At 45.4% G+C, this 19,711-nt stretch carries 16 protein-coding genes; 6 read left to right on the plus strand and 10 right to left on the minus strand.

Translation table 11 applies throughout. The features are described from left to right. Positions 1-158 precede the first annotated feature (158 nt). Together BUB18_RS14275 and BUB18_RS14280 are read left to right on the plus strand one after the other, a co-directional pair. Positions 159-785 (plus strand): SCO family protein, encoded by a 627-nt coding sequence (locus tag BUB18_RS14275; protein WP_073082098.1) that lies wholly within the window; start codon positions 159-161, stop codon positions 783-785. Positions 786-797: 12 nt separating this feature from the next. Continuing rightward, on the plus strand, positions 798-1,232 hold the full coding sequence (locus BUB18_RS14280) for a Fur family transcriptional regulator (protein ID WP_073082100.1): 435 nt from the start codon (positions 798-800) through the stop codon (positions 1,230-1,232). A gap of 73 nt (positions 1,233-1,305) precedes the next feature. Here the strand turns inward: BUB18_RS14280 and BUB18_RS14285 are convergent, their stop codons facing one another. The 3 genes from BUB18_RS14285 to BUB18_RS14295 form a co-directional block, all read right to left on the minus strand. Further along, on the minus strand, positions 1,306-3,027 hold the full coding sequence (locus tag BUB18_RS14285) for a M3 family oligoendopeptidase (protein WP_073082102.1): 1,722 nt from the start codon (positions 3,025-3,027) through the stop codon (positions 1,306-1,308). Positions 3,028-3,097: 70 nt separating this feature from the next. Continuing rightward, the gene (locus tag BUB18_RS14290) at positions 3,098-3,775 is read right to left on the minus strand and encodes a DUF5606 family protein (protein ID WP_073082103.1); all 678 of its coding nucleotides are present in this window, start codon (positions 3,773-3,775) and stop codon (positions 3,098-3,100) included. Positions 3,776-3,869: 94 nt separating this feature from the next. Next, on the minus strand, positions 3,870-5,597 hold the full coding sequence (locus BUB18_RS14295) for a hypothetical protein (protein ID WP_143159949.1): 1,728 nt from the start codon (positions 5,595-5,597) through the stop codon (positions 3,870-3,872). A 154-nt stretch (positions 5,598-5,751) separates the two neighbouring features. Between BUB18_RS14295 and BUB18_RS14300 the strand changes: the two genes are divergently transcribed. Both BUB18_RS14300 and BUB18_RS14305 read left to right on the plus strand, forming a co-directional pair. Continuing rightward, entirely contained in the window at positions 5,752-6,741 is a 990-nt protein-coding gene (locus BUB18_RS14300; RefSeq protein WP_073082107.1) for an aspartate-semialdehyde dehydrogenase, read from the plus strand. A gap of 307 nt (positions 6,742-7,048) precedes the next feature. After that, positions 7,049-7,300, plus strand: coding sequence for a hypothetical protein (locus BUB18_RS14305; protein WP_073082109.1), 252 nt, complete (start codon positions 7,049-7,051; stop codon positions 7,298-7,300). Positions 7,301-7,345: 45 nt separating this feature from the next. On the opposite strand, the gene BUB18_RS14310 is transcribed toward BUB18_RS14305, so the two are convergent. The 4 genes from BUB18_RS14310 to uvrB all read right to left on the minus strand — a co-directional run bounded on the left by BUB18_RS14310 (position 7,346) and on the right by uvrB (position 13,445). Further along, positions 7,346-8,005 carry a DUF2461 domain-containing protein gene (locus BUB18_RS14310; protein ID WP_073082111.1) on the minus strand — a complete coding sequence of 220 codons (660 nt, stop codon included), beginning with the start codon at positions 8,003-8,005 and terminating at the stop codon, positions 7,346-7,348. Positions 8,006-8,155: 150 nt separating this feature from the next. After that, positions 8,156-9,241 (minus strand): porin, encoded by a 1,086-nt coding sequence (locus BUB18_RS14315; protein WP_073082113.1) that lies wholly within the window; start codon positions 9,239-9,241, stop codon positions 8,156-8,158. A 318-nt stretch (positions 9,242-9,559) separates the two neighbouring features. Continuing rightward, positions 9,560-10,951: an ammonium transporter gene (locus BUB18_RS14320; protein WP_073082116.1), complete on the minus strand. Its 1,392-nt coding sequence runs from the start codon at positions 10,949-10,951 to the stop codon at positions 9,560-9,562. A 439-nt stretch (positions 10,952-11,390) separates the two neighbouring features. Beyond that, positions 11,391-13,445 carry an excinuclease ABC subunit UvrB gene (gene uvrB / locus BUB18_RS14325; RefSeq protein WP_073082119.1) on the minus strand — a complete coding sequence of 685 codons (2,055 nt, stop codon included), beginning with the start codon at positions 13,443-13,445 and terminating at the stop codon, positions 11,391-11,393. A 102-nt stretch (positions 13,446-13,547) separates the two neighbouring features. On the opposite strand from uvrB, the gene BUB18_RS14330 reads away from it, so the two are divergent. After that, entirely contained in the window at positions 13,548-14,339 is a 792-nt protein-coding gene (locus tag BUB18_RS14330) for a S1/P1 nuclease (RefSeq protein ID WP_073082122.1), read from the plus strand. Between the two features lie 130 nt (positions 14,340-14,469). Here the strand turns inward: BUB18_RS14330 and BUB18_RS14335 are convergent, their stop codons facing one another. After that, the gene (locus tag BUB18_RS14335; RefSeq protein ID WP_073082125.1) at positions 14,470-15,393 is read right to left on the minus strand and encodes a PfkB family carbohydrate kinase; all 924 of its coding nucleotides are present in this window, start codon (positions 15,391-15,393) and stop codon (positions 14,470-14,472) included. 483 nt (positions 15,394-15,876) lie between these two features. On the opposite strand from BUB18_RS14335, the gene BUB18_RS14340 reads away from it, so the two are divergent. Then, positions 15,877-16,386: a hypothetical protein gene (locus tag BUB18_RS14340; RefSeq protein ID WP_073082128.1), complete on the plus strand. Its 510-nt coding sequence runs from the start codon at positions 15,877-15,879 to the stop codon at positions 16,384-16,386. Between the two features lie 155 nt (positions 16,387-16,541). On the opposite strand, the gene BUB18_RS14345 is transcribed toward BUB18_RS14340, so the two are convergent. Together BUB18_RS14345 and BUB18_RS14350 are read right to left on the minus strand one after the other, a co-directional pair. Continuing rightward, the gene (locus BUB18_RS14345) at positions 16,542-18,596 is read right to left on the minus strand and encodes an OmpA family protein (RefSeq protein ID WP_073082767.1); all 2,055 of its coding nucleotides are present in this window, start codon (positions 18,594-18,596) and stop codon (positions 16,542-16,544) included. A 59-nt stretch (positions 18,597-18,655) separates the two neighbouring features. After that, complete coding sequence (locus tag BUB18_RS14350; RefSeq protein WP_073082131.1) at positions 18,656-19,663, minus strand: PorP/SprF family type IX secretion system membrane protein; 1,008 nt, start codon at positions 19,661-19,663, stop codon at positions 18,656-18,658. Positions 19,664-19,711 lie beyond the last annotated feature (48 nt).

Consider the following 19,711-nt stretch of genomic DNA (forward strand, 5'->3'; position numbering starts at 1 on the left):
TCTACCCGACAAAAATATCATATTTTTGCAACAGAGTTGCATTTTATTTTCTTTTTTTTGAGATTTTGTTAAAAACAGCAGGCAGTTAACATGGAATATGGGCATCTGTTAAGTATGTGCTACCTTTGTATATTGAACAAACTTTAGAAGAAAAGGCTATGTCAAAGAAAACAAAAGGCTTGGTAATATTCTTTGTGGTATTGAGTATAGCGTTTCTGGGCTATGCAGGGTATGTGATCAAAGGCGAGAAAGGTACATTTTTCGGAGTGGAAAAACTGCCCGTACTTGGTACAGCAGGCCACACAGTACCGGGGTTCTCCTTTACCGACCAGGAGGGAAATACCAGAACCCAGGCCGATGTGAAGGGAAAAATTTATGTGGCTGAATATTTTTTCACCACCTGCACCGGTATCTGCCCAAAAATGAATGCCAATATGGAGAAAGTTTATAAGGAATATAAGGATAAACCGGATTTTCTGATACTTTCACATACTGTAGACCCGGAGCACGACAGCGTACCAGTACTGAAAACCTATGCTGCGAAGCATGGCGCCGACAGCAAAAACTGGTGGTTCCTGACCGGTGATAAAAAGCAACTTTACCGCCTGGCCCGCCAGGGTTACCTGGTAGATGACGGCACTCCCGGTGGCGACGAAGATTTCGTTCATACCCAATGGTTTGCCCTGGTGGATAAAGTTGGACGAATTCGCGGCCTGTACGAAGGCACTAAAGAGAAAGATGTACAAAAACTAATCGTTGATATAGACCGATTAATGAATGAATAAAGCTCCTGATTTATGGGCACCAAACAGCAAATAACAGAAAGGATCACTGCGCTGCTAAAGGATAGTAAGCTGAGCGTGACAGAAACCAGGGTAAAAATCCTGGAGCTGTTCATGAAAAGCAACGGCGCGCTTGAACACAGTGATATTGAAACACAAACAGGTCAATCGTTTGACAGAGTAACGGTATACCGTACCCTGCAAACTTTTCTTGATAAAGGAATTATACATAAGATTCCAACAACTGACACATCTGTGCGTTATGCAGTATGTAAATCGGAATGTACGGAGCATGATCACCATGATCATCATGTGCACTTCAAGTGTGAGAGTTGTGGCAACACCACCTGCCTGGATGAAACGAACATACCCGAAATCAGCTTACCTAAAGGCTATGCGATGCATAATGTGGAAGTAGTGGTGAGCGGGGTTTGCAAAACCTGTAAATAAGCGTGTAGGCTTAAGATATTATCTATTAATTTGTTTGTGAAATAAGCCGGTCCCAGGGGACCGGCTTTCCTATTTAGAGTTTATCCATTTCCTGTTTTACAAAATCTGCCAGGTCTTTTACATAGGCCGGAGAGAAGTCGAATTTGATTCCGGCTGCTTTATAGAGTTCCGGCAGCGTTTTGGTACCACCCAGGCTTAAAGCTGCCACATAATTGTCCAGCGCCTGCTGTGGATTTTCTTTGTATTGTTTCCACATAGCGATGGCGCCCAGCTGTGCGATACCGTATTCAATATAATAGAATGGTACTTCGAACAGGTGGAGCTGGCGTTGCCAGGCCGTAGCACGGAATGCTTCCAGGCCGCTCCAATCCACTACGTTAGGCGAGAATTCATCCTGAATTTCGTTCCATTTCGCTGTGCGTTCTTCCACACTGTGATTTGGATTTTCGTATACCCAGTGCTGGAATTTATCGATGATGGCAATCCACGGGAAGATGGTGATAGAACGTTCCAGTTGCTGGCGTTTAGCCCGACGCAGTTCTTCTTCGTTATCGAAGAAAATATGCCAGTGATCCATGGTAAACAGTTCCATGCTCATACTGGCCACTTCTGCAATTTCCATCGGATATTCCTTGAAAGCTGCCAGGGGTAGGTTATGTGCCAGGAAGGAGTGTACCGCATGGCCACCTTCGTGTACCATGGTGGTGAGGTCGCGCATTTGGCCGGCAGCATTCATGAAAATGAATGGCACGCCGGTTTCGGCCAGCGGGCAGTTGTAACCGCCTGGTGCTTTGCCTTTGCGACTTTCGAGGTCCAGGTGTTTCATTTGTTTCATTACCCGGAGGCAGTTGCCAAAGAAAGGACCGAGTTCATCGAAGGTTTTGGTGGCTTTATCCACCAGCTCATCGCCGGTATGGAATGGCTCCAGCGGTTTTATACCGGCTGGTTCAGCATCGGTATCCCATGGGCGGAGCGTATCCAGTTCCAGCTTTTGGCGCTGGTGTTCGAGGATGTCTTTTACCAGGGGTACGATATGTGATTTCACGGCGTCATGAAACTGGAAGCAATCTTCCTTGGTGTAATCGAAGCGGCCGAGCTCCACGAATTTATAATCGCGGTAGTTGGCGTAGCCGGCGTTTTTAGCTACCAGGTCGCGCTTACCTACCAGTTCAGTGTAAAGTTTGTCGAGGGCTTCGCGGTCCTGGAGGCGGCGTTCGCAGGTTTTTACAAATACTTCTTCGCGGAGTGCTCTGTCGCTGCTCTGCAGAAACTTAGCAGCCTGTTGCAGCGTGTATTCCTGACCGTTAACGGTTACGGTTTGTTTGCCGGAGATGGCGCCGTATTGCTGAGCGGTAACGCTCAGTTCAGCGTGCAGCGGGATATTCTCTTCGCGGAAGAGTTTCACCTGCTTATCTACATTCCGGAGATACGTTTTGTAAAGGTCCTGGTCCAGTTCTTTGAGATAGGGGCTGGCCAGCAGTTTTTTATTGATAGCATCTGCATAGGGCTGCATTTTGGGTTGTATTTCCATGCAGAAGAATGCGAATGCTTCCTCGAGCGATTTATCGGTAGTGTCGCATGTCATGCGGATCTGACGCCAGCAGGCATCTTCACTGATAACAGCTTCGAGTTCATTGATGTCTTTGAGCCATTTTTCCAGTTCGGCTACGTTATTAACGGGGCGTTGCTGCAGTTCATCGTAGTAGGGCTGCAGTGCTTCCCAGGTGGTCACTTTAAAATCTTCCGGGAGAAAGTGACGGGGTGTTTTCTTTATATCTGCGCTTAAATTCTTCATCTTACTAAAATAAAAAATTCCAGGCTTCCCGAGGGCAGCCTGGAATAATAGTTATGTTAAAATCCGGAGATTACTCTTCGGTTTTCTTTTTGCGTGGTTTAGCAGCTTTTTTAGGCTCTTCACCTTCAGCAGCTTCTTCTTTTTTCGCTTTCGCAGCTTTTTTAGGTTTTTCTTCCCCTTCAGCCTCTTCGCCTTCTGCTTTAGCAGCTTTTTTAGCGCGAGGTTTTTTAGGTTTTTCCTCTTCGGCTACTTCGGTAGCTTCAGCAGGTGCAGCTGCGGCTGCTTTGGTTTTTTTCTCCTTAGCAGGAGCCGGAGCTTCTTCCACTACAGCTTCTTCTTCACCTTCTTCTGCCAGAATTTCTTCAAATTTCAGCAGGTCGTTGGCTTTCAGGATGGTAAACCATTTCACCATTTTTTTCATATCGCTCACATATACTCTTTCTTCGTCGAAGTCAGGGTATACATTCTTGAAATAGGCTTTGATAGTATTGTTATCAGCTTTCGCATCCAGTGGAGGGAAGGCTGCAGCTTTTTCGTCCATCGCTTTGAAAACTTCTGCCAGGTTTACGTTTTCGCCGGTGGTAAAAACTTCAATACTTTCCAGTGGAGTAAAATTATGCACGCGGGAAGACACAAACCTAGTGCTTTTATCTTCCAGTGACCTAACGATGGCGCCATCTTGTTTGCTGGCCATTAACTGAAACAAACCGCCCAATCCGGTTACTGCAACAATTTCTCTGTACTGCATGTTCAAATTTTTAGGAAGCGCAAATATAAATAATTCTAATAGATTGCCCGCTGACAAATTTACCGTTAAGCGGCATCCTTGTCACCAGACCTTGTTAATGAAAATTTCTGGCCAGAATTACCGGCTCTTTCCAGCGCCGGGTTTGACCTTTGAGGTTAAATATTTCGATTAAAAATATATAAACACCTGCCGGCAAAAGTACTTTTTTTTCATCACATCCGTCCCAGGTCCAGGAAGCGGTGCCGGAAAGCAGCATATTCTTTACCAGCGTGCGTATAGGCTTGCCTGTTATGTCGTATATACCGACAGTCCCCATCCACTGCTGCTTTCCCAGTTCAAGACTACATTTGGCCACCTGGCTTCCCCCGGCTGATTCCGGGGTAAAAAAAGGTGTTAAGTTGCTGAAATTTAGTTCTTCCGGGCGGCCAGCCGGCACTTCCCTTATCCATCCGGGGGTGGCGAACCCGTCGTTGGATGGGGTGGAAGTCCAGTTATCCGCCTTTGCTGCGGGGTGCTCAAAACTAATCCTTGCCAGTGAGATCCCTTCGCCGTCGTGTAATAAGCGGAAATGCCAGTCAGCGTTGTATTTCAGGAGGTCCTGCTCCACCGAGTCTGTGGAACTCAGGAGTAACTGACCACCTGCTACGTAGGTGGCCGGCATGTTTATTTCCGTTATGCCTCTTGGCTGCGTGCAGCCATACCTGTTGCAAAGCGCCATGGCATTAGCGGTAAAAGCCAGGCACTGGCCCGGTAAAAGGATACGGTGATCGTTACTCAGCCTTTTGGCCGGATCGGCGCCTGCATCTCCCCGTATATTCCTGAAAACGAGCTGCTGGAGGTCTATTGCGTGATTGCCTTTATTCACAATTTCAATAAACCCCGGGATATCTTTGTCCGGGTCAAAGAGTATCTCACTAAACAGTAACTGGCCAGTGTCAGCCGGCGTGGGCATGGCCAGCGGCAAATCGGTGAATTGCAGGCTTTCCATGCCGGTACAGCTGATGAGCTTTTTTGTATGGAGATAATATTTTTCCGAAGGCAGCATTGCCGTCTCCCATTCCACCAATACCCTGGTAAACAAGGGCGGTATAACGGTAACGCGACTGGCATGGAGTACCCTGCCTGAGCCGGTTTCAGTAAGTTCGTAACAGGACGGAATGGCCGCTGTGCTACTATCCAGTGGAATGGCAAATACAAGCTGGGTATGAATGCTATCGGGTATGCTGCTGTACAGGAGATCAGGCCGGAGTTGCTCATCCCAGTCCGCCGCGGCCGCATTGATATTTCCAGGGGTACCGCCTGCGGCTGCGGTGCTGGCGCGCCAATTGGACTTTCCGGCACAGGGGATCGCGTCGTTGATCATTTCAAGGCTGTAGCCTCCGTCGTCTTTTGCCGGATGATTATACCAGGAACGGTTATACGAAACTGCATGTATAACTTCCCGCCTGGGAGTATATAATACGATGACGCCTGTATCATCTGCAATAGCGGGCCATCTGGCAATGGGGATAATAGTGGCATGCGGAAAGCTGTCCACCGCCGTTTGCTGGCATAGCAATCCCAGTTCCTCCGGCGGCAATGTTACTGCGGGCAGGATTACTTCCCGGCTGTTTACTTTCAGGATACAATCTTTCAGGTTGATGGCTTCTTTGGTCCGGTTTAGTAACTCCAGGTATTCAATGGGGGGCAGGCCCTTTGCCGGTGTAGGTTTAGCCATGATTTCATGAATCACTATTTCATGAATGTGGGGATATATGGTATCTGCTGCCATCAGTGATGCTGCACGCATGACCAATGCATGACAAACAAGGGTTAAAAACATAATAAAAATATTTAAAGAGAGAATGAAATTACGCGTGTTTAAGATGCTATTCCTTTAGCAGATGTTAACGGCTGATAAAAACATGACAGAGATTATGAAAAGAGCCAGCGATATATTAATTTTGACCTTCCTAAAAATTAAAATGTAAAATAAAATGAAAGTTGCCGTAGTAGGAGCTACCGGACTGGTAGGCTCAAAAATGTTACAAGTGTTGACAGAAAGGAATTTCCCTGTCACAGAATTGATTCCAGTGGCTTCTGAGAAGTCAGTAGGTAAGGAAGTAACATTTAAGGGCAAGGGCTATAAGGTGGTTAGTGCAGATACGGCAATTGCCATGAAACCAAATGTAGCTATCTTCTCTGCTGGTGGCAGCACTTCCCTGGAGTGGGCGCCTAAGTTTGCTGCAGCAGGTATCACTGTTATCGATAACTCCAGTGCCTGGAGAATGGACCCAACCAAAAAACTGGTGGTGCCTGAAGTGAATGGTGATGCACTGACTCCTGAGGACAAAATCATTGCAAACCCTAACTGCTCTACCATTCAGATGGTGCTGGTGTTAAAGCCACTGCACGAGCAATATAAAATCAAGAGGGTAGTAGTATCTACCTATCAGTCAGTAACCGGTACCGGCGTAAAAGCGGTAAACCAGTTAATGAACGAAAGGCAGGGTATCCAGGGTGAAATGGCATATGCTTACCCTATTGACCTGAACGTTATTCCTCAGATCGACGTATTTCTCGACAACGGCTATACGAAAGAGGAAATGAAAATGACCAACGAAACCAAAAAGATCATGGGCGACGACCAGATCCAGGTAACGGCAACCACTGTACGAATTCCTGTAATGGGCGGTCATAGTGAAGCAGTAAACATCGAGTTTGATAAGGAATACGAATTGGCAGACATCCGCAACCTGCTGGCTAAAACGCCTGGTGTGATTGTGGTTGACAATCCTTCCAAAGCGGAATACCCAATGCCTAAGGATGCCCACGACAAAGACGAAGTTTTTGTAGGACGTATCCGCAGGGATGAAACACAGCCTAAAACGGTAAACATGTGGATAGTAGCGGATAACCTCAGAAAAGGTGCTGCCACTAACGCTGTTCAGATCGCAGAGTTCCTGATGGCTAAGAATTGGTTATAATCATACTGTTGTGCTATGCAATTCCCGTAATATAACAGCAGTAACATAGTACCGGTAACGGATAAACGAAGTTTAATCTGTAACATATTAAAAGCAAGCGAATTATCGCTTGCTTTTTTTTATCCATTTTATAATAACATAACTTTGCACGTGTAAAAATTACACGGAAGTAGTATTGATTTGTGGTAGATAAAATTCAATTTTGGAATTAATAATCCTATGCCAGCTAAACTGATTCTGAGTAGTCCGATTTTAGAGCGCGTGTGAACTTTTTCGCTATTGTCTAACGAAAACACCCTTAAGTCCTATGAAAACCAACACCAATCGTGAGCTTTTGTTAATGCACAAGTTTACCGAAGAGTGGAGCACTAACTTTTCCTCCCAGGTATCCAGGATCATGAACATTGTTGATCAGCAGGATACATTGGACGGCATCATTCCAATTATAGAAGTGGCCAATGTTTACAATCAGAAATTTGCACACACCAGAACTGACAAGGAAGATCTCCTGAAAAACAGGAAAGCGCGACCTTTTGAGTTCCTCATCCACAAAAACTAAAGGTTTATGAATTGCTGACTTTTACGTAATTAAAACCGGGCTGGATCAGTCCATAGCCCGGTTAATAAATTGCAGCAGCGGTTGCATCAGGGAAAATGTTTTGAGTATATCTCGTACCAGCGCGGGCTGTACAACAGCATCGTCTGAAAGGGAACGGGTTACCACCAGACTTTTTAGTCTGAGATAGGCAATAGCCGGATTATCCGGCTGATAGCCCTGCGGTGCTGTTTTCAGGGATTCCCCTTCTACCTTCCCAAAATGTTTAATAAACTCTTTATTGGAAATGATACTTTCGAATTCGTCGAAATTGTAATCAATTTCCTGTCGTACCTTTTTCAGTACCGGAGCGGGAGGCATCCACAGGCCGCCCCCGGCAAAACTATTTCCGCCCGGTTCCAGGTGAAAATAATATCCTGCCAGCGGGGATTTTTTACCGCCCTGCTGGAAAGCAGCTCCCATATTCGTTTTGTAAGGGGTCTTATCTTTTGAGAACCTAACATCTTTATAGATCCTGAACACACAATCTTTTACCTGAAGGCCGGCCAGGGTGGGATCCTGTTTTTGAACACCATCGATTACCTGCTGTACCAGTGTTTCGAAGTCATCTTTGGCAGTTTCGTACTCCTGCCGGTGATCATCGAACCAGGGTTTGGTATTATGTTGTTTTAAAGTCCGCAGAAACTTTAACGTGGAAGACTGTAACATTTATCCGGAATTAATTTTCCCCAAGATAATAATTGTTACGAAGAAGTGCATCCTGTTCCGGTGGCAATGGGGAAACCCTGCAGGCTGCCTAAGCACCCGCAGGGTCGATTCTCATAAAGCAGTATTCAGCGTTGTAATCCTTATCAGGTGTTAAAAATGGTATGTTGCAGCAAATAATACGTTTGCGGTAGTGGTGGTGGCAGTGCCATCCTTTTTATTGAAGAGGTCAACAGAAGACTTATCCAGTCTGAATTCTGGTATTAAAGTAAGGTTTCCTATCTTATAATTAAATGACAGGGTACCGGCTACTATATTTCCTCCTTCCGGAGATGCAGCATATACTTTGAGTGCGTCTTTGTCACTGAAATATTCTCCCCTGAGCGTAAGGCCGAATTTATCAGTGAAATCGGCATTGATGTACAGGGCAGATCCCCACCAATTGGCGCTTGCGTTGGCTTCGCCTTTTATTTTGGTATCGAGATAGGTACTATAGGTACCGTTATAGCCTAGTCCGAATTTTTCGGTTACCTGGTAAGTAGCCACTACGTCTACCTGGTGGTTCTGAATGCCGCTGGTATCTCTTCCTTCGAGGTAGTTCAGGTATAACTTCACCGGAGTTTCTGCCGGCGCCCAGCCCAGTTGTGCACCTATATATTTATGGCTGTTTAAAGTAACAGATTTCAGGTCGGTTGGATTAAAAACACCCACCATGGCGGAGAGGGAAGAGCTTAAAGCCACATCCGCCTTCACACCTGTATGGAAGAAAGGACCGTAGCTGAACATATAACTCATGCTATAGTTCCTGTTCAGATAAGCATCTACCAGTTCGTAGCCTACGTGTGTGCCGTAGCTACCGAGACTCAATTTAATTTTATCAGTTACCTGATAGGACACATACAATTGTTTGATGGCCATTGATAAGCCGTTGGTGGAGCCGGGTACATCATTGTAGGAAAATTCTCCGGCACGACGTCCAAAACCGAGGTCGGCAACGATACTACCTTTTTTAAAGCTGTGCTCTGCTTTCAGCGAAACCATGCCCAGCTCAAAGGAGTTGTGGGAGTTGGTAAAGCTGGTTTTATTATCCGTATAGTTACCATTCAGGTTATACTTATAATATACATCCGCGGAACCGGACAATTTAAAAGCAGGGACGGTGGTAGTATCTGTCGATGTTTGTGCATATGCAGACAATAAGCTGCCAGTCGCGAATAAGGTGGTAAGCATTCGTTTCATTTACGTATGAATTTGGTTGATAAAATGGTAAGACGTATATGCTGCCTTTTCTGCGTTGTTTTGGGGGTGCGTGCGTACTTTGCGCGGGTTCAGGTAACTTCTACATACTCAGTAAGTAACGTGCATGCGATAGCTAGTTAGGAACGGATAGTTAACGAAGCCGGTTGCAGGCAGTTCCACCGTTGTCGGCTTCCTGCGTTAACTATCCATTCCAGGGTCTTCTAACGTGTTCGGGTAAACGAACAGCTATTAATACAGTTGATAAAGGTCCAGATCAAAGAACTTTAATTCATTTGCTATGTTAAAGGGGCGCGCTGTTCAGGAGTGCGCCAGTTCTGCTTCTTCCTTCAGATCACCTTCTGTGTCGACGGTCATCATTGCAGGATGATAGCTTTCGTTGTGCTGTGTAGCATCGAGGCCGAGTGACTCTTCGTCGTCGCTAACACGCAGCGGGTGAACCCAGTCGATCACTTTGAAGATGCCGTAGGATACTGCGAAGCTGTAAGCTACTACGAGGAACAGACCGAGTGCCTGGTTTTTGAACAGGTCGAAGTTGCCATAGAACCAACCGTCGTTACCAGCGCTGTTCATAGCTTTGGTAGCGAAAACGCCGGTCAGGAGCATACCTACCATACCACCTACACCATGGCAAGGGAATACGTCGAGGGTATCGTCGATGCTGGTTTTGGATTTCCAATGCACCATCATGTTGGAGATGATTGCGGCAACAAATCCGATGAATATACTTTGTGGGATAGCAACATAACCTGCGGCAGGTGTGATGGCCACCAGACCAACTACAGCACCGATACAGAAACCGAGGGCTGAGGGCTTGCGACCACGCACCACATCAAAGAATACCCAGGATAATCCGGCAGCAGCAGTGGCAGTGTTAGTGGTAGCGAATGCGGTGGCTGCGAGTTGGTTAGCGCCCAGTGCGGAACCGGCGTTGAAACCGAACCAGCCAAACCAGAGCAAACCGGTACCCAGGAGTACAAAAGGAATATTTGCAGGCTGTAATTCTTTCTTTTCAATATGATCTTTTCTGCGTTTCAGTACAATTGCACCAGCGAGGGCCGCGCAACCAGCAGAAATGTGTACTACCGTACCACCGGCAAAGTCGAGTACCCCTAACTTAAACAGGATACCATCCGGATGCCAGGTCCAGTGTGCAATTGGAGCGTACACCAGGATGCTGAACAGCACCATAAACAATACATAGGAGGTAAAACGGATTCTTTCTGCTACCGCACCCACTACCAGTGCAGGGGTGATGATCGCAAACTTCATCTGGAAGAGGGCGAACAGCAGGAGAGGAATGGTAGGGGCGAGGCTCCATGGTTCGCCGCTGCCTACATTATTAAACATAAAGAAAGTGGTGGGGTCACCAATCAGTCCTCCGTGGGACTTACCAAATGCCAGACTAAAACCGACAACTACCCAAACAACGCTGATAAGGCCGGTGGCAATGAAGCTTTGCATCATTGTGGAGATTACGTTCTTTCTATTAACCATACCGCCATAGAAGAAGGATAATCCCGGAGTCATTAAGAATACCAGTGAAGATGCTACCAGAATCCAGGCGATATCTGCTGTGCTATATTTACTGGCATCGGAATAAGAGGGGAGCGTGGGAATAAAAATCCCGATTACGGCAACTACCGCTAAAAAAATAAAGGGTAGGTAGTCTTGAAACGATTTTTTCATCATAGCATTTGATTTTAAATTTCTTAAATAAAAGTAGGTGTGAAATTTAAAACATCAAATAGAAGGGCTTAAAAATAGAATTATTTGAATTTAGGGGCTAAATATTGAGTCAGTTCTAATCAAATAATAAATAATTATAATATTAATTATTATTTTTTAGAATATATGGGGAGATATGGGCGCAATTATGAATACTAACTAGTTAATATTTAATTAGTTATATGAATATTATGGGAACGTTAACAAATTTCTAAAATGGGCGTAACAGTTGCTACTGCAATTATAAAAACATCACATTAAATTATTTATTATAAGTAAAATACGTATGTAAATTTTTATAAGACGAAATAGAATCGCCCATATCATATAATAAATAATTACATATATGATATAGGCGATCGAATGAATGAATATTTCAATTCCGGGCAAAAAATCGTTGATTTTAGCCTTTCATTTCCTGTAGTTCTCTTTCCATAGCAAACATTTGGTCCCTTAAGCGGGCAGCCTCCATAAAATCGAGGTCTCTGGACGCCTTTTCCATCTCTTTTTTCACTTTGGTAATCGCTTTTTCCATCTGCGGAATAGTTTTAACCGAAGCGGCGGACGACTTGGCGACCTCCATGGCAGCTTCCGCTACCAGCGTAACCTCGTCATGCACGGCATAAGGGGAATTTTCGTCGAAGTTCTTTATTTCAAGCACACCGGTTTGAGCCAGGATCTGCTCCTTGCTCTTACGAACGGTACGTGGCGTAATGCCGTGTTCTATATTATAGGCTATTTGTTTTTCCCTGCGGCGATCTGTTTCATCGATCGTTTTCTGCATACTCTCCGTGATTTTATCAGCGTAGAATATTACCAGCCCGTCCACGTTTCGTGCCGCGCGGCCCGCCGTTTGGGTGAGGGAGCGCTCATCGCGCAGGAAACCTTCCTTATCGGCATCGAGGATGGCCACCAGCGATACCTCCGGCAAGTCCAGCCCCTCTCTGAGGAGGTTCACGCCCACCAATACATCGATATTACCGAGGCGAAGGTCGCGCAGGATTTCAATACGTTCCAGGGTATCCACTTCGGAGTGAATGTACCTTGACTTAATATTAATACGCTGCAGGTATTTATCCATTTCCTCGGCCATGCGCTTGGTGAGGGTAGTTACCAGTACGCGGTCTCCTTTTTGTACACGGCGGTCAATTTCATCCAGCAGATCATCCACCTGGTTGGCGCTGGGCCTTATTTCAATAGGTGGTTCCAGCAGGCCTGTAGGTCGTACTACCTGCTCCACTACCACACCTTCCGTTTTCTTCAGTTCGTATTCTCCGGGGGTAGCGCTTACAAAAATGGCCTGGTTCACCAGGTTTTCGAATTCATAGAAGTTCAGCGGACGGTTATCCAGTGCGGAGGGCAGGCGGAATCCGTATTCCACCAGGTTGAGCTTACGGGAGCGGTCGCCACCATACATTCCCCCAATCTGCGGAACGGTTACATGGCTTTCGTCTATTACCAGCAGATAATCTTTCGGGAAGTAATCCAGCAAACAGAAAGGCCTGGTACCCGGAGTACGCCGGTCGAGGAACCTTGAATAGTTTTCAATACCGCTACAGTAACCTAATTCCCGAATCATTTCCAGGTCGTAGTTTACACGCTCGGAGAGGCGCTGGGCTTCTATCAGCTTTCCATTCGCTTTGAAGTATTCCACCTGCGCCATCAGCTCGTCCTGTATTTCAAAAATGATCTCCCGCATCATATCTTTTGGTGCCAGGTAGAGATTAGCAGGGAATATGGCCGCATTCTCCATTTTACCGATACGTTTCCCGTTTTGCACATCAAAGCTTTCTATCTCTTCAATCTCATCTCCGAAGAAGGTGATACGATAGCCATAATCCACATAAGGCAGGTTGATATCTACTGTATCCCCTTGTACGCGGAAGTTACCACGGTTAAAATCGCCGGTGGTGCGCTGGTAAAGCGAGTTTACCAGGGCATGAAGGAATGCATTACGGCCAATGGTTTGTCCCAGCTGAATCCTGATAATACCGTTTTCATAATCAGTTGGATTACCCATACCATATATACAGGATACGCTGGCTACCACAATGATATCCCGGCGGCCGGAGAGCAGGTTGGAGGTTGCTTTTAGGCGGAGTTTATCCAGTTCTTCATTAATGGCCAGGTCCTTTTCTATATAGGTATCACTTACCGGCATATAGGCCTCCGGCTGGTAATAGTCGTAGTACGACACAAAATATTCCACGGCATTATCCGGGAAAAACTGACGAAGTTCCCCATATAGCTGTGCTACCAGGGTTTTGTTGTGGGTCAACACCAATGTGGGGCGTTGTACTTGCTGAATAACATTTGCAACAGTAAAGGTTTTACCCGAGCCGGTTACCCCCAGCAGGGTCTGAAACTGTTCCCCTTCGTTGATGCCTTCAGTCAATTGTTTTATAGCTTCCGGCTGATCACCAGCAGGAGCATAAGGCGCTTGTATCTTAAATGGCATAATGTGAATCTTAAATTGAGCAGTATGTAAAAATACTAAAGAAGTGCGGACAAAAGTGTTAAAAAGCTCTTTACTTTTGCCCTTTCAATCAGGAACAATAGTATGAGAAAAAAACTAATCTTTACCTTGCTGCTGGGCGTTTTACTGCCATTCGCCAGCTTCGCCTGGGGCCCTATCGGCCATCGTGTAGTAGCGGAAATTGCCTATAACCATCTTACGCCGCAGGCCCGCAAAGCGGTGGCAGCCATACTTGGTCGCACTTCAATGGCCATGGTGGCTAACTGGCCCGACTTCATCAAGTCAGACACCACTCATAAATATGATCATACCAACACCTGGCACTACCTGGATTTTCCGGCTGGCATTGAGCGTGCGGAGTTTGATCAGCTGCTGAAAGCCGCTACAGGCGAAAACCTGTATACCGAAACCAACGCCATGATCAAGGACCTGAAGAATCGCCAGCTACCACAGGATCAGAAGGTATTTGCCCTCACTTTCCTGATTCATATGATGGGAGATATGCACCAGCCTTTACATGTGGGCCGCGACGAGGACCAGGGTGGTAATAAAATTGCGGTAAACTGGTTTAACACACCATCTAACCTGCATCGCGTGTGGGACGAACAGTTAATTGAATACCAACAACTTAGCTATACAGAATATACTAAAGCACTGGATATTGCTTCTCCGGCACAGGTTAAATCTTACCAGGCGGGCACTATTGCTGACTGGATGTTTGAATCGCATCTGCTGGCGGATAAAGTGTACGGGTATACGAAGCCGGATTCCAAGCTCAGCTACCGTTATAACTATGTATTTGTGGAAGATTTAAATACGCAGTTATTGAAAGGTGGCCTGCGTTTGGCGGCTGTCTTGAATGGTATTTTTAAATAAGAAATATTTTAGCTGACACCTTCGGTGTCAGCTTTGTGAGCCGCCCCTGCCGGGGCAGCTTCCAGCAGGTACAAAAAGAAAGCCCGATGCGAATGCATCGGGCTTTCTTATATAATATGCTGGTTAAGTCCTATACCAGATCGATATCAAAGTTTACCAGTTGTACGAACTGGTCGATTCTTGAGTGGATTTCTTCCTTGGATACTTCTCTGATACGGCCGGTACCGAACTGCTCCACGCAGAAGGAAGCCATGGCAGAACCTACGATGATCGCAGTTTTCATGTTTTCGAAGGAAATATCTCTTGTTTTAGCCAGGTAACCGATGAAGCCACCTGCGAAGGTATCACCAGCACCGGTTGGATCAAATACATCATCCAGTGGCATGGCGGGAGCGAAGAACACGTGGTTTTCGTGGAACAGGAGCGCACCGTGTTCTCCTTTTTTGATGATCAGGTAGCGTGGACCCATGGTCAGGATTTTGCGGGCAGCTTTTACCAGGCTGTACTCACCGCTCAGCTGACGGGCTTCGCTATCATTTACCATCAGCACATCTACTCGTTTCAGCACTTTCAGCAGATCGTCCAGGGCTACTTCCATCCAGAAGTTCATGGTATCCATTACGATCAGCTTAGGTCTTTCTTTCAGCTGGTCGATCACACTCATTTGCACCTGTGGAGTCAGGTTACCGAGGATGAGGAACTCAGAACCTTGGTAGCTTTCAGGTATAACCGGCTGAAAATCAGCCAGTACGTTCAAGTCGGTGGCGAGGCTGTCGCGGGTATTCATATCCATATGGTACTTACCGGACCAATAGAAAGTTTTTTCATCTTTCTTTACCTGTACACCATCCATTGCTACCCCTTTAGCCTTGAGGGCTGCCAGTTCAGACTCCGGGAAATCGCCACCAATCACGGAAACCTGGTTAATGGGTGTCACGAAATTGGATGCCGCCCAGGCAATATATGTTGCGGAACCACCGATGATTCTACCTGATTTACCAAAGGGCGTTTCGATCTCATCGAATGCCATTGTGCCTACTACTGTAAGTGACATACTATTTTTAGTTACTGGTTTAGTTAGTTAATGTGATATACAAAACCCGGCAAAGGTAATATATCTGTCATAAATACATGGCAGATTATATTTATGGCATAATCCGCTAAAAATTACCCGGACCGGCCTTAACATCTCCCTAAATAAACACCATAACTAAATATAACTATAATGACTATACGAAAATCAGTAATCGATTTATTAAATGGCAGAATATATAAAGTACTCCTCACCAAAAATGTTACACTGTTTGTAAAATATTTTTGATGATATCTTTTCGCATAAAATTTTTTACCGGCCTGAAATCCTTTACAGCAAACCATTACAGGCATACTAACTACTCCTCAAAAAATAAAATTTAATTTTTCACTGTAACATAAAGTTATCATCCCCGTTTAACAATTCAGTAAGCGCTGAAAACCTATTGCAATAAGAAAACAAAGACTTATATCAATCTAACAATCTTCAATTAAAATTTATATCATGTCGATTTCCAAGAAACGTGCTCTCACAGCGGGAGTTATGGTGGCTACTGCTATGGCTGTAACTTTCACTGCTTGTAAGAAAGATGATGACAATCCACCTGCAGCCCGCACTACCAGCTACGACCTGAAAGGTGTTGGCGCTGATGCGGCTAAAGTAAATGGTGTGGTAACACTGACTGAAAACACTGACAGCTCCATCAACCTGATTCTGAAGCTGAATAAAACTACCAAAGATGCTCAACAGGCTATCTACCTGATTGGTGGTACTGCTGCTACTCCTACTACTGATACGCTGTATGTGAACACTACTGCTGATATCAAAGGTACCGGTGCTGCTATGACTGTAAACATTTTCAAAAATGTAAAAACTATCAAAGCTAACACTGCTGCTGGTCAGAAAGATGTTGCTTTCCGTTACGCTGATGTGCTGGCATATGCTGCACACATGAAAGTGCTGACTGGCGAGAAGAAAGATACACTGGCTATCGGTGTGGTAGGTAAAAAATAAGCCCTAGGCGCTGGTTAATTTAGATAGAGATGTACTATCAGCAGATAGTTCATTAAAAGTGTGATAAACCAGGAATAGCCCACGCAAACGCGTGGGCTATTCCTGGTTTTGTGACTTTTTCTAGGATATGGAGGGGTTTCAGAATGTGTGTTGTATCATTCTGTCTGATAGTTTGATGTAGGCGCCTCTACTTGTTTTTTCAATACCTTGAACTCGGTTCTCCTGTTGAGCTGACGGCCTTCAGGATTATCCTTGTGATTAGGCAGTGAGTTAGGTGCAATCGGTCTGGTTTTACCATAGCCTTTTGCGATCAGACGTGTAGGCGATATACCGCGACTAATAAGATAATTCACGCAGGACTGTGCACGTTCCTGAGACAGTTTATTATTAAACTTATCGGAACCTACGCTATCTGTATGCGCACTCATTTCTATGGTTAGTTTTGGATTTTCATTCAGCAGGTCAACCACGGTATCCAGCACAATCTTCGATTCCTCTCTGAGCGTAGCTTTACCAAAGTCGTAGTAGATATTATTCAGAACGATTGGTTTTTCTACTTCATAGTGCTTGATACAAAGGGTAGGATTATCCAGTGAATCGGTATTTTCCAGCTGATCTGTTTTAAAGTGCAGCGACTTTGTAAAATAGTTTTCCTTTTCGGCCACGAGTTTATACTGGCGATTAGGATCTACTTCGAAAGTATACCTGCCGGTTTCATTTAGGGTCACCTTACCGATTATACGTTGGCGGATGGTATCCATCAGCGTAACAGTGGCGCCTTCCAGCGGTTTATGTGTATCGCAGTCTATAATCAGACCGCTTGCAATTTTGCGGATACGCCTGATACCAAATACTTCCAGGCAACATACTGACTCCCTGTCGGAACTGATAAAGCCTGCAGCAAAAGGGCGGGAATTATCCAAAGCAGTGTAATAAATATCATCCTTCGGTGAGTTCAATGGCTTACCCATATTCTTGGGTTCTGACCAGCTGCCGAAGTCGCCTTCGCTTTGGAAGAAATCAAGTCCACCAAGACCTACACGGCCATCGGAGCTGAATACCAGCAATCCTTTCTCGGCGTCATAAAATGGCGCTTGTTCTTCTTCTTTTGTATTGATGGCAGTACCGATGTTTCTGGCGCTACCTGGGGTACCGTTGGTCATTACACAATACCAGATATCGTTTTTACCCATTCCACCCGGACGGTTGGATGCAAACAGCAGGTACTTACCATCCGCCGTAATATACGGTTGCATGGAGTTGTAGCCATCAACATTTACATTTGCCCCCAGGGATTTTGGTTCAGACCATGATCCGTTTTGTTTGGTACTGAGATAAATAGCTGCCTGCTTTTCTCCGTTTTTGAAAGTCCACCTGGTCAGGTATAATGTTCTGCCATCCGGTGAAATAGCGGCTACTCCCTGATCGGTACCTTTGGGAGGATCAGGTATGGTGAGCTTGGTAGCGTTGTTATACGTATTATTATGACCGGAAGCAGTGTATAAAGTATTTACATAAGGATTGCCTTTTTTGTTTTTTTCCTTCTTTTCTTTCTCACTTGCATTATCCGGTAATGGTGGCGTTTCCGGGCGGGAAGAAGTGAACATCAGGGTATTGGGTTCGGTAATTACCGGTGCATAGTTAGCGCCGCCTTCGTTGATATTTCCGGCAGTTTTAATGATCGTGTATCTTGGCAGCTTTTTCTCTTCTGCAATTGCAAACTCACAACTTTGAATTTCCAGGTTAGCTTTTGTGGAGATGTCATCGGCCGCTGTATACGTTTCCTTGAACTTTTTAAATTGTTCCAGGGCTTCGTTGTATTTTCCATTTGCTCTCAGGCAGACACCATACCAATAGCGGGCCTGTGGATACTGTGGATTATTAAATCCTACCAGCTGGGCATACCAGGTTTCGGCATTACCGAAATCATTATATAGGCGATAGGATTCTGCCAGGCGGGCCACTACCTGCTGATAATCTTTCAGCTTACCGGATGGAGGTGCAGCGCCCGCAACAGCATAGGGAAGTACCTGATCATTTTTGATTTTGAAGGTACCCAGCGCTTTGTTATAATACTGGGCAGCTGAATAATAATCTTTGGCATTGTAGTAGATGTCGGCCGTATGCTTATAGTCATAAACATACTGCGCCTGGACAGTATTTAGCAGCCCGGATAAGACAAGTAACAGGCAGAGTGTATATTTTTTCATGAGGGGTGCTTTTCTAAATTCATCAAATATTTCCGCACTTGGAGTCATTGACATTGTTTTTATAATCTAGGGCAGATAAAATATTCTTCGTTCAGCACTCTTCTCTTGCGACTGATAAAGGACAGGGAAACTTCAAAGCTCTGGCTTCCATTTACCAGGCGTTTCATATTAGAGGTATTGGCGTCGTAGCTGAAGCCCAGCACGAAGCTTTTGAAGTGGAAACCTACGAATGGAATTGCGGCATCATTAAACCTATAGTTGCCTCCGAGGAGAAAATCGAATTCCGGATTTACTGCCATCTGGGCATATACCCCTGCAACAATTTCTTCTGCATTACCCTGGCGCATGTATAAGCCTGTTGGGGTGAGACTAAACTGCTCATTCAGCTTAATTTTTGTGCCTCCATGAAACAGCCATCTAACGGGCAGATTTCTTTCCGTACCTGCTGCCGCAAATGGATCTTTAGGCTTGGTAAGGTGAGTAGCAGCAAACCCTACAAACGGATTAAACCGGTGGTTGGGGTTACCATCAAAAAATACGGTACCTGCTCCTACGTCGAATGAACTGGCAGAGGTGGTGGTTACATTTTCTCCATTGGCGATACTTGGATCATAACCGATCGTAGGGCTATATTGGCTACCGGTCTGGAACTTAGCGGGATCCACGCGCCTGTTCAGCAAACCCGCCTGTATACCAAATGCCAGCTGACTGGTTTTAGTTCTACCAAACTTAACACCGGTGTATGATACGCTGGCCATAGCGTTGAGGTAGTTATACCCCGCATCACCGGCCGACATATTAATCACGTTTGCGCCAACGCCTATATTCTTATCTGTAGCAGCATCAATGGAAACACCGGCAGTAGAAAACGGTTTGCCATAGTTTGCCCACTGGTTGCGATAGTCACCATTTACACGGAAGTCACCATCTATTACGCCTGTCAGCGCAGGATTGAGCCATAAAGGATAGGCATAATATTGTGAGAAGTGTGGATCTACCTGTGCTACAGCTAAACGGGGCAACAAACTGCTCCATAAAAGTATCATAATTATAGAAATCCTCTTCATAGGAACATAATTTACTTTGTTGAAGATTACCGGGATGCCTTACAGCAT

Source organism: Chitinophaga jiangningensis (assembly GCF_900142605.1).
Lineage (GTDB): Bacteria > Bacteroidota > Bacteroidia > Chitinophagales > Chitinophagaceae > Chitinophaga > Chitinophaga jiangningensis.

What these genes read in the sequence shown, in the direction of transcription:
- BUB18_RS14275 (WP_073082098.1), top strand. Translation starts at nt 159, where the DNA reads ATGTCAAAGAAAACAAAAGGCTTGGTAATATTCTTTGTGGTATTGAGT.
- BUB18_RS14280 (WP_073082100.1), top strand. Translation starts at nt 798, where the DNA reads ATGGGCACCAAACAGCAAATAACAGAAAGGATCACTGCGCTGCTAAAG.
- BUB18_RS14285 (WP_073082102.1), bottom strand. Translation starts at nt 3,027, where the DNA reads ATGAAGAATTTAAGCGCAGATATAAAGAAAACACCCCGTCACTTTCTC.
- BUB18_RS14290 (WP_073082103.1), bottom strand. Translation starts at nt 3,775, where the DNA reads ATGCAGTACAGAGAAATTGTTGCAGTAACCGGATTGGGCGGTTTGTTT.
- BUB18_RS14295 (WP_143159949.1), bottom strand. Translation starts at nt 5,597, where the DNA reads ATGTTTTTAACCCTTGTTTGTCATGCATTGGTCATGCGTGCAGCATCA.
- BUB18_RS14300 (WP_073082107.1), top strand. Translation starts at nt 5,752, where the DNA reads ATGAAAGTTGCCGTAGTAGGAGCTACCGGACTGGTAGGCTCAAAAATG.
- BUB18_RS14305 (WP_073082109.1), top strand. Translation starts at nt 7,049, where the DNA reads ATGAAAACCAACACCAATCGTGAGCTTTTGTTAATGCACAAGTTTACC.
- BUB18_RS14310 (WP_073082111.1), bottom strand. Translation starts at nt 8,005, where the DNA reads ATGTTACAGTCTTCCACGTTAAAGTTTCTGCGGACTTTAAAACAACAT.
- BUB18_RS14315 (WP_073082113.1), bottom strand. Translation starts at nt 9,241, where the DNA reads ATGAAACGAATGCTTACCACCTTATTCGCGACTGGCAGCTTATTGTCT.
- BUB18_RS14320 (WP_073082116.1), bottom strand. Translation starts at nt 10,951, where the DNA reads ATGATGAAAAAATCGTTTCAAGACTACCTACCCTTTATTTTTTTAGCG.
- uvrB (WP_073082119.1), bottom strand. Translation starts at nt 13,445, where the DNA reads ATGCCATTTAAGATACAAGCGCCTTATGCTCCTGCTGGTGATCAGCCG.
- BUB18_RS14330 (WP_073082122.1), top strand. Translation starts at nt 13,548, where the DNA reads ATGAGAAAAAAACTAATCTTTACCTTGCTGCTGGGCGTTTTACTGCCA.
- BUB18_RS14335 (WP_073082125.1), bottom strand. Translation starts at nt 15,393, where the DNA reads ATGTCACTTACAGTAGTAGGCACAATGGCATTCGATGAGATCGAAACG.
- BUB18_RS14340 (WP_073082128.1), top strand. Translation starts at nt 15,877, where the DNA reads ATGTCGATTTCCAAGAAACGTGCTCTCACAGCGGGAGTTATGGTGGCT.
- BUB18_RS14345 (WP_073082767.1), bottom strand. Translation starts at nt 18,596, where the DNA reads ATGAAAAAATATACACTCTGCCTGTTACTTGTCTTATCCGGGCTGCTA.
- BUB18_RS14350 (WP_073082131.1), bottom strand. Translation starts at nt 19,663, where the DNA reads ATGAAGAGGATTTCTATAATTATGATACTTTTATGGAGCAGTTTGTTG.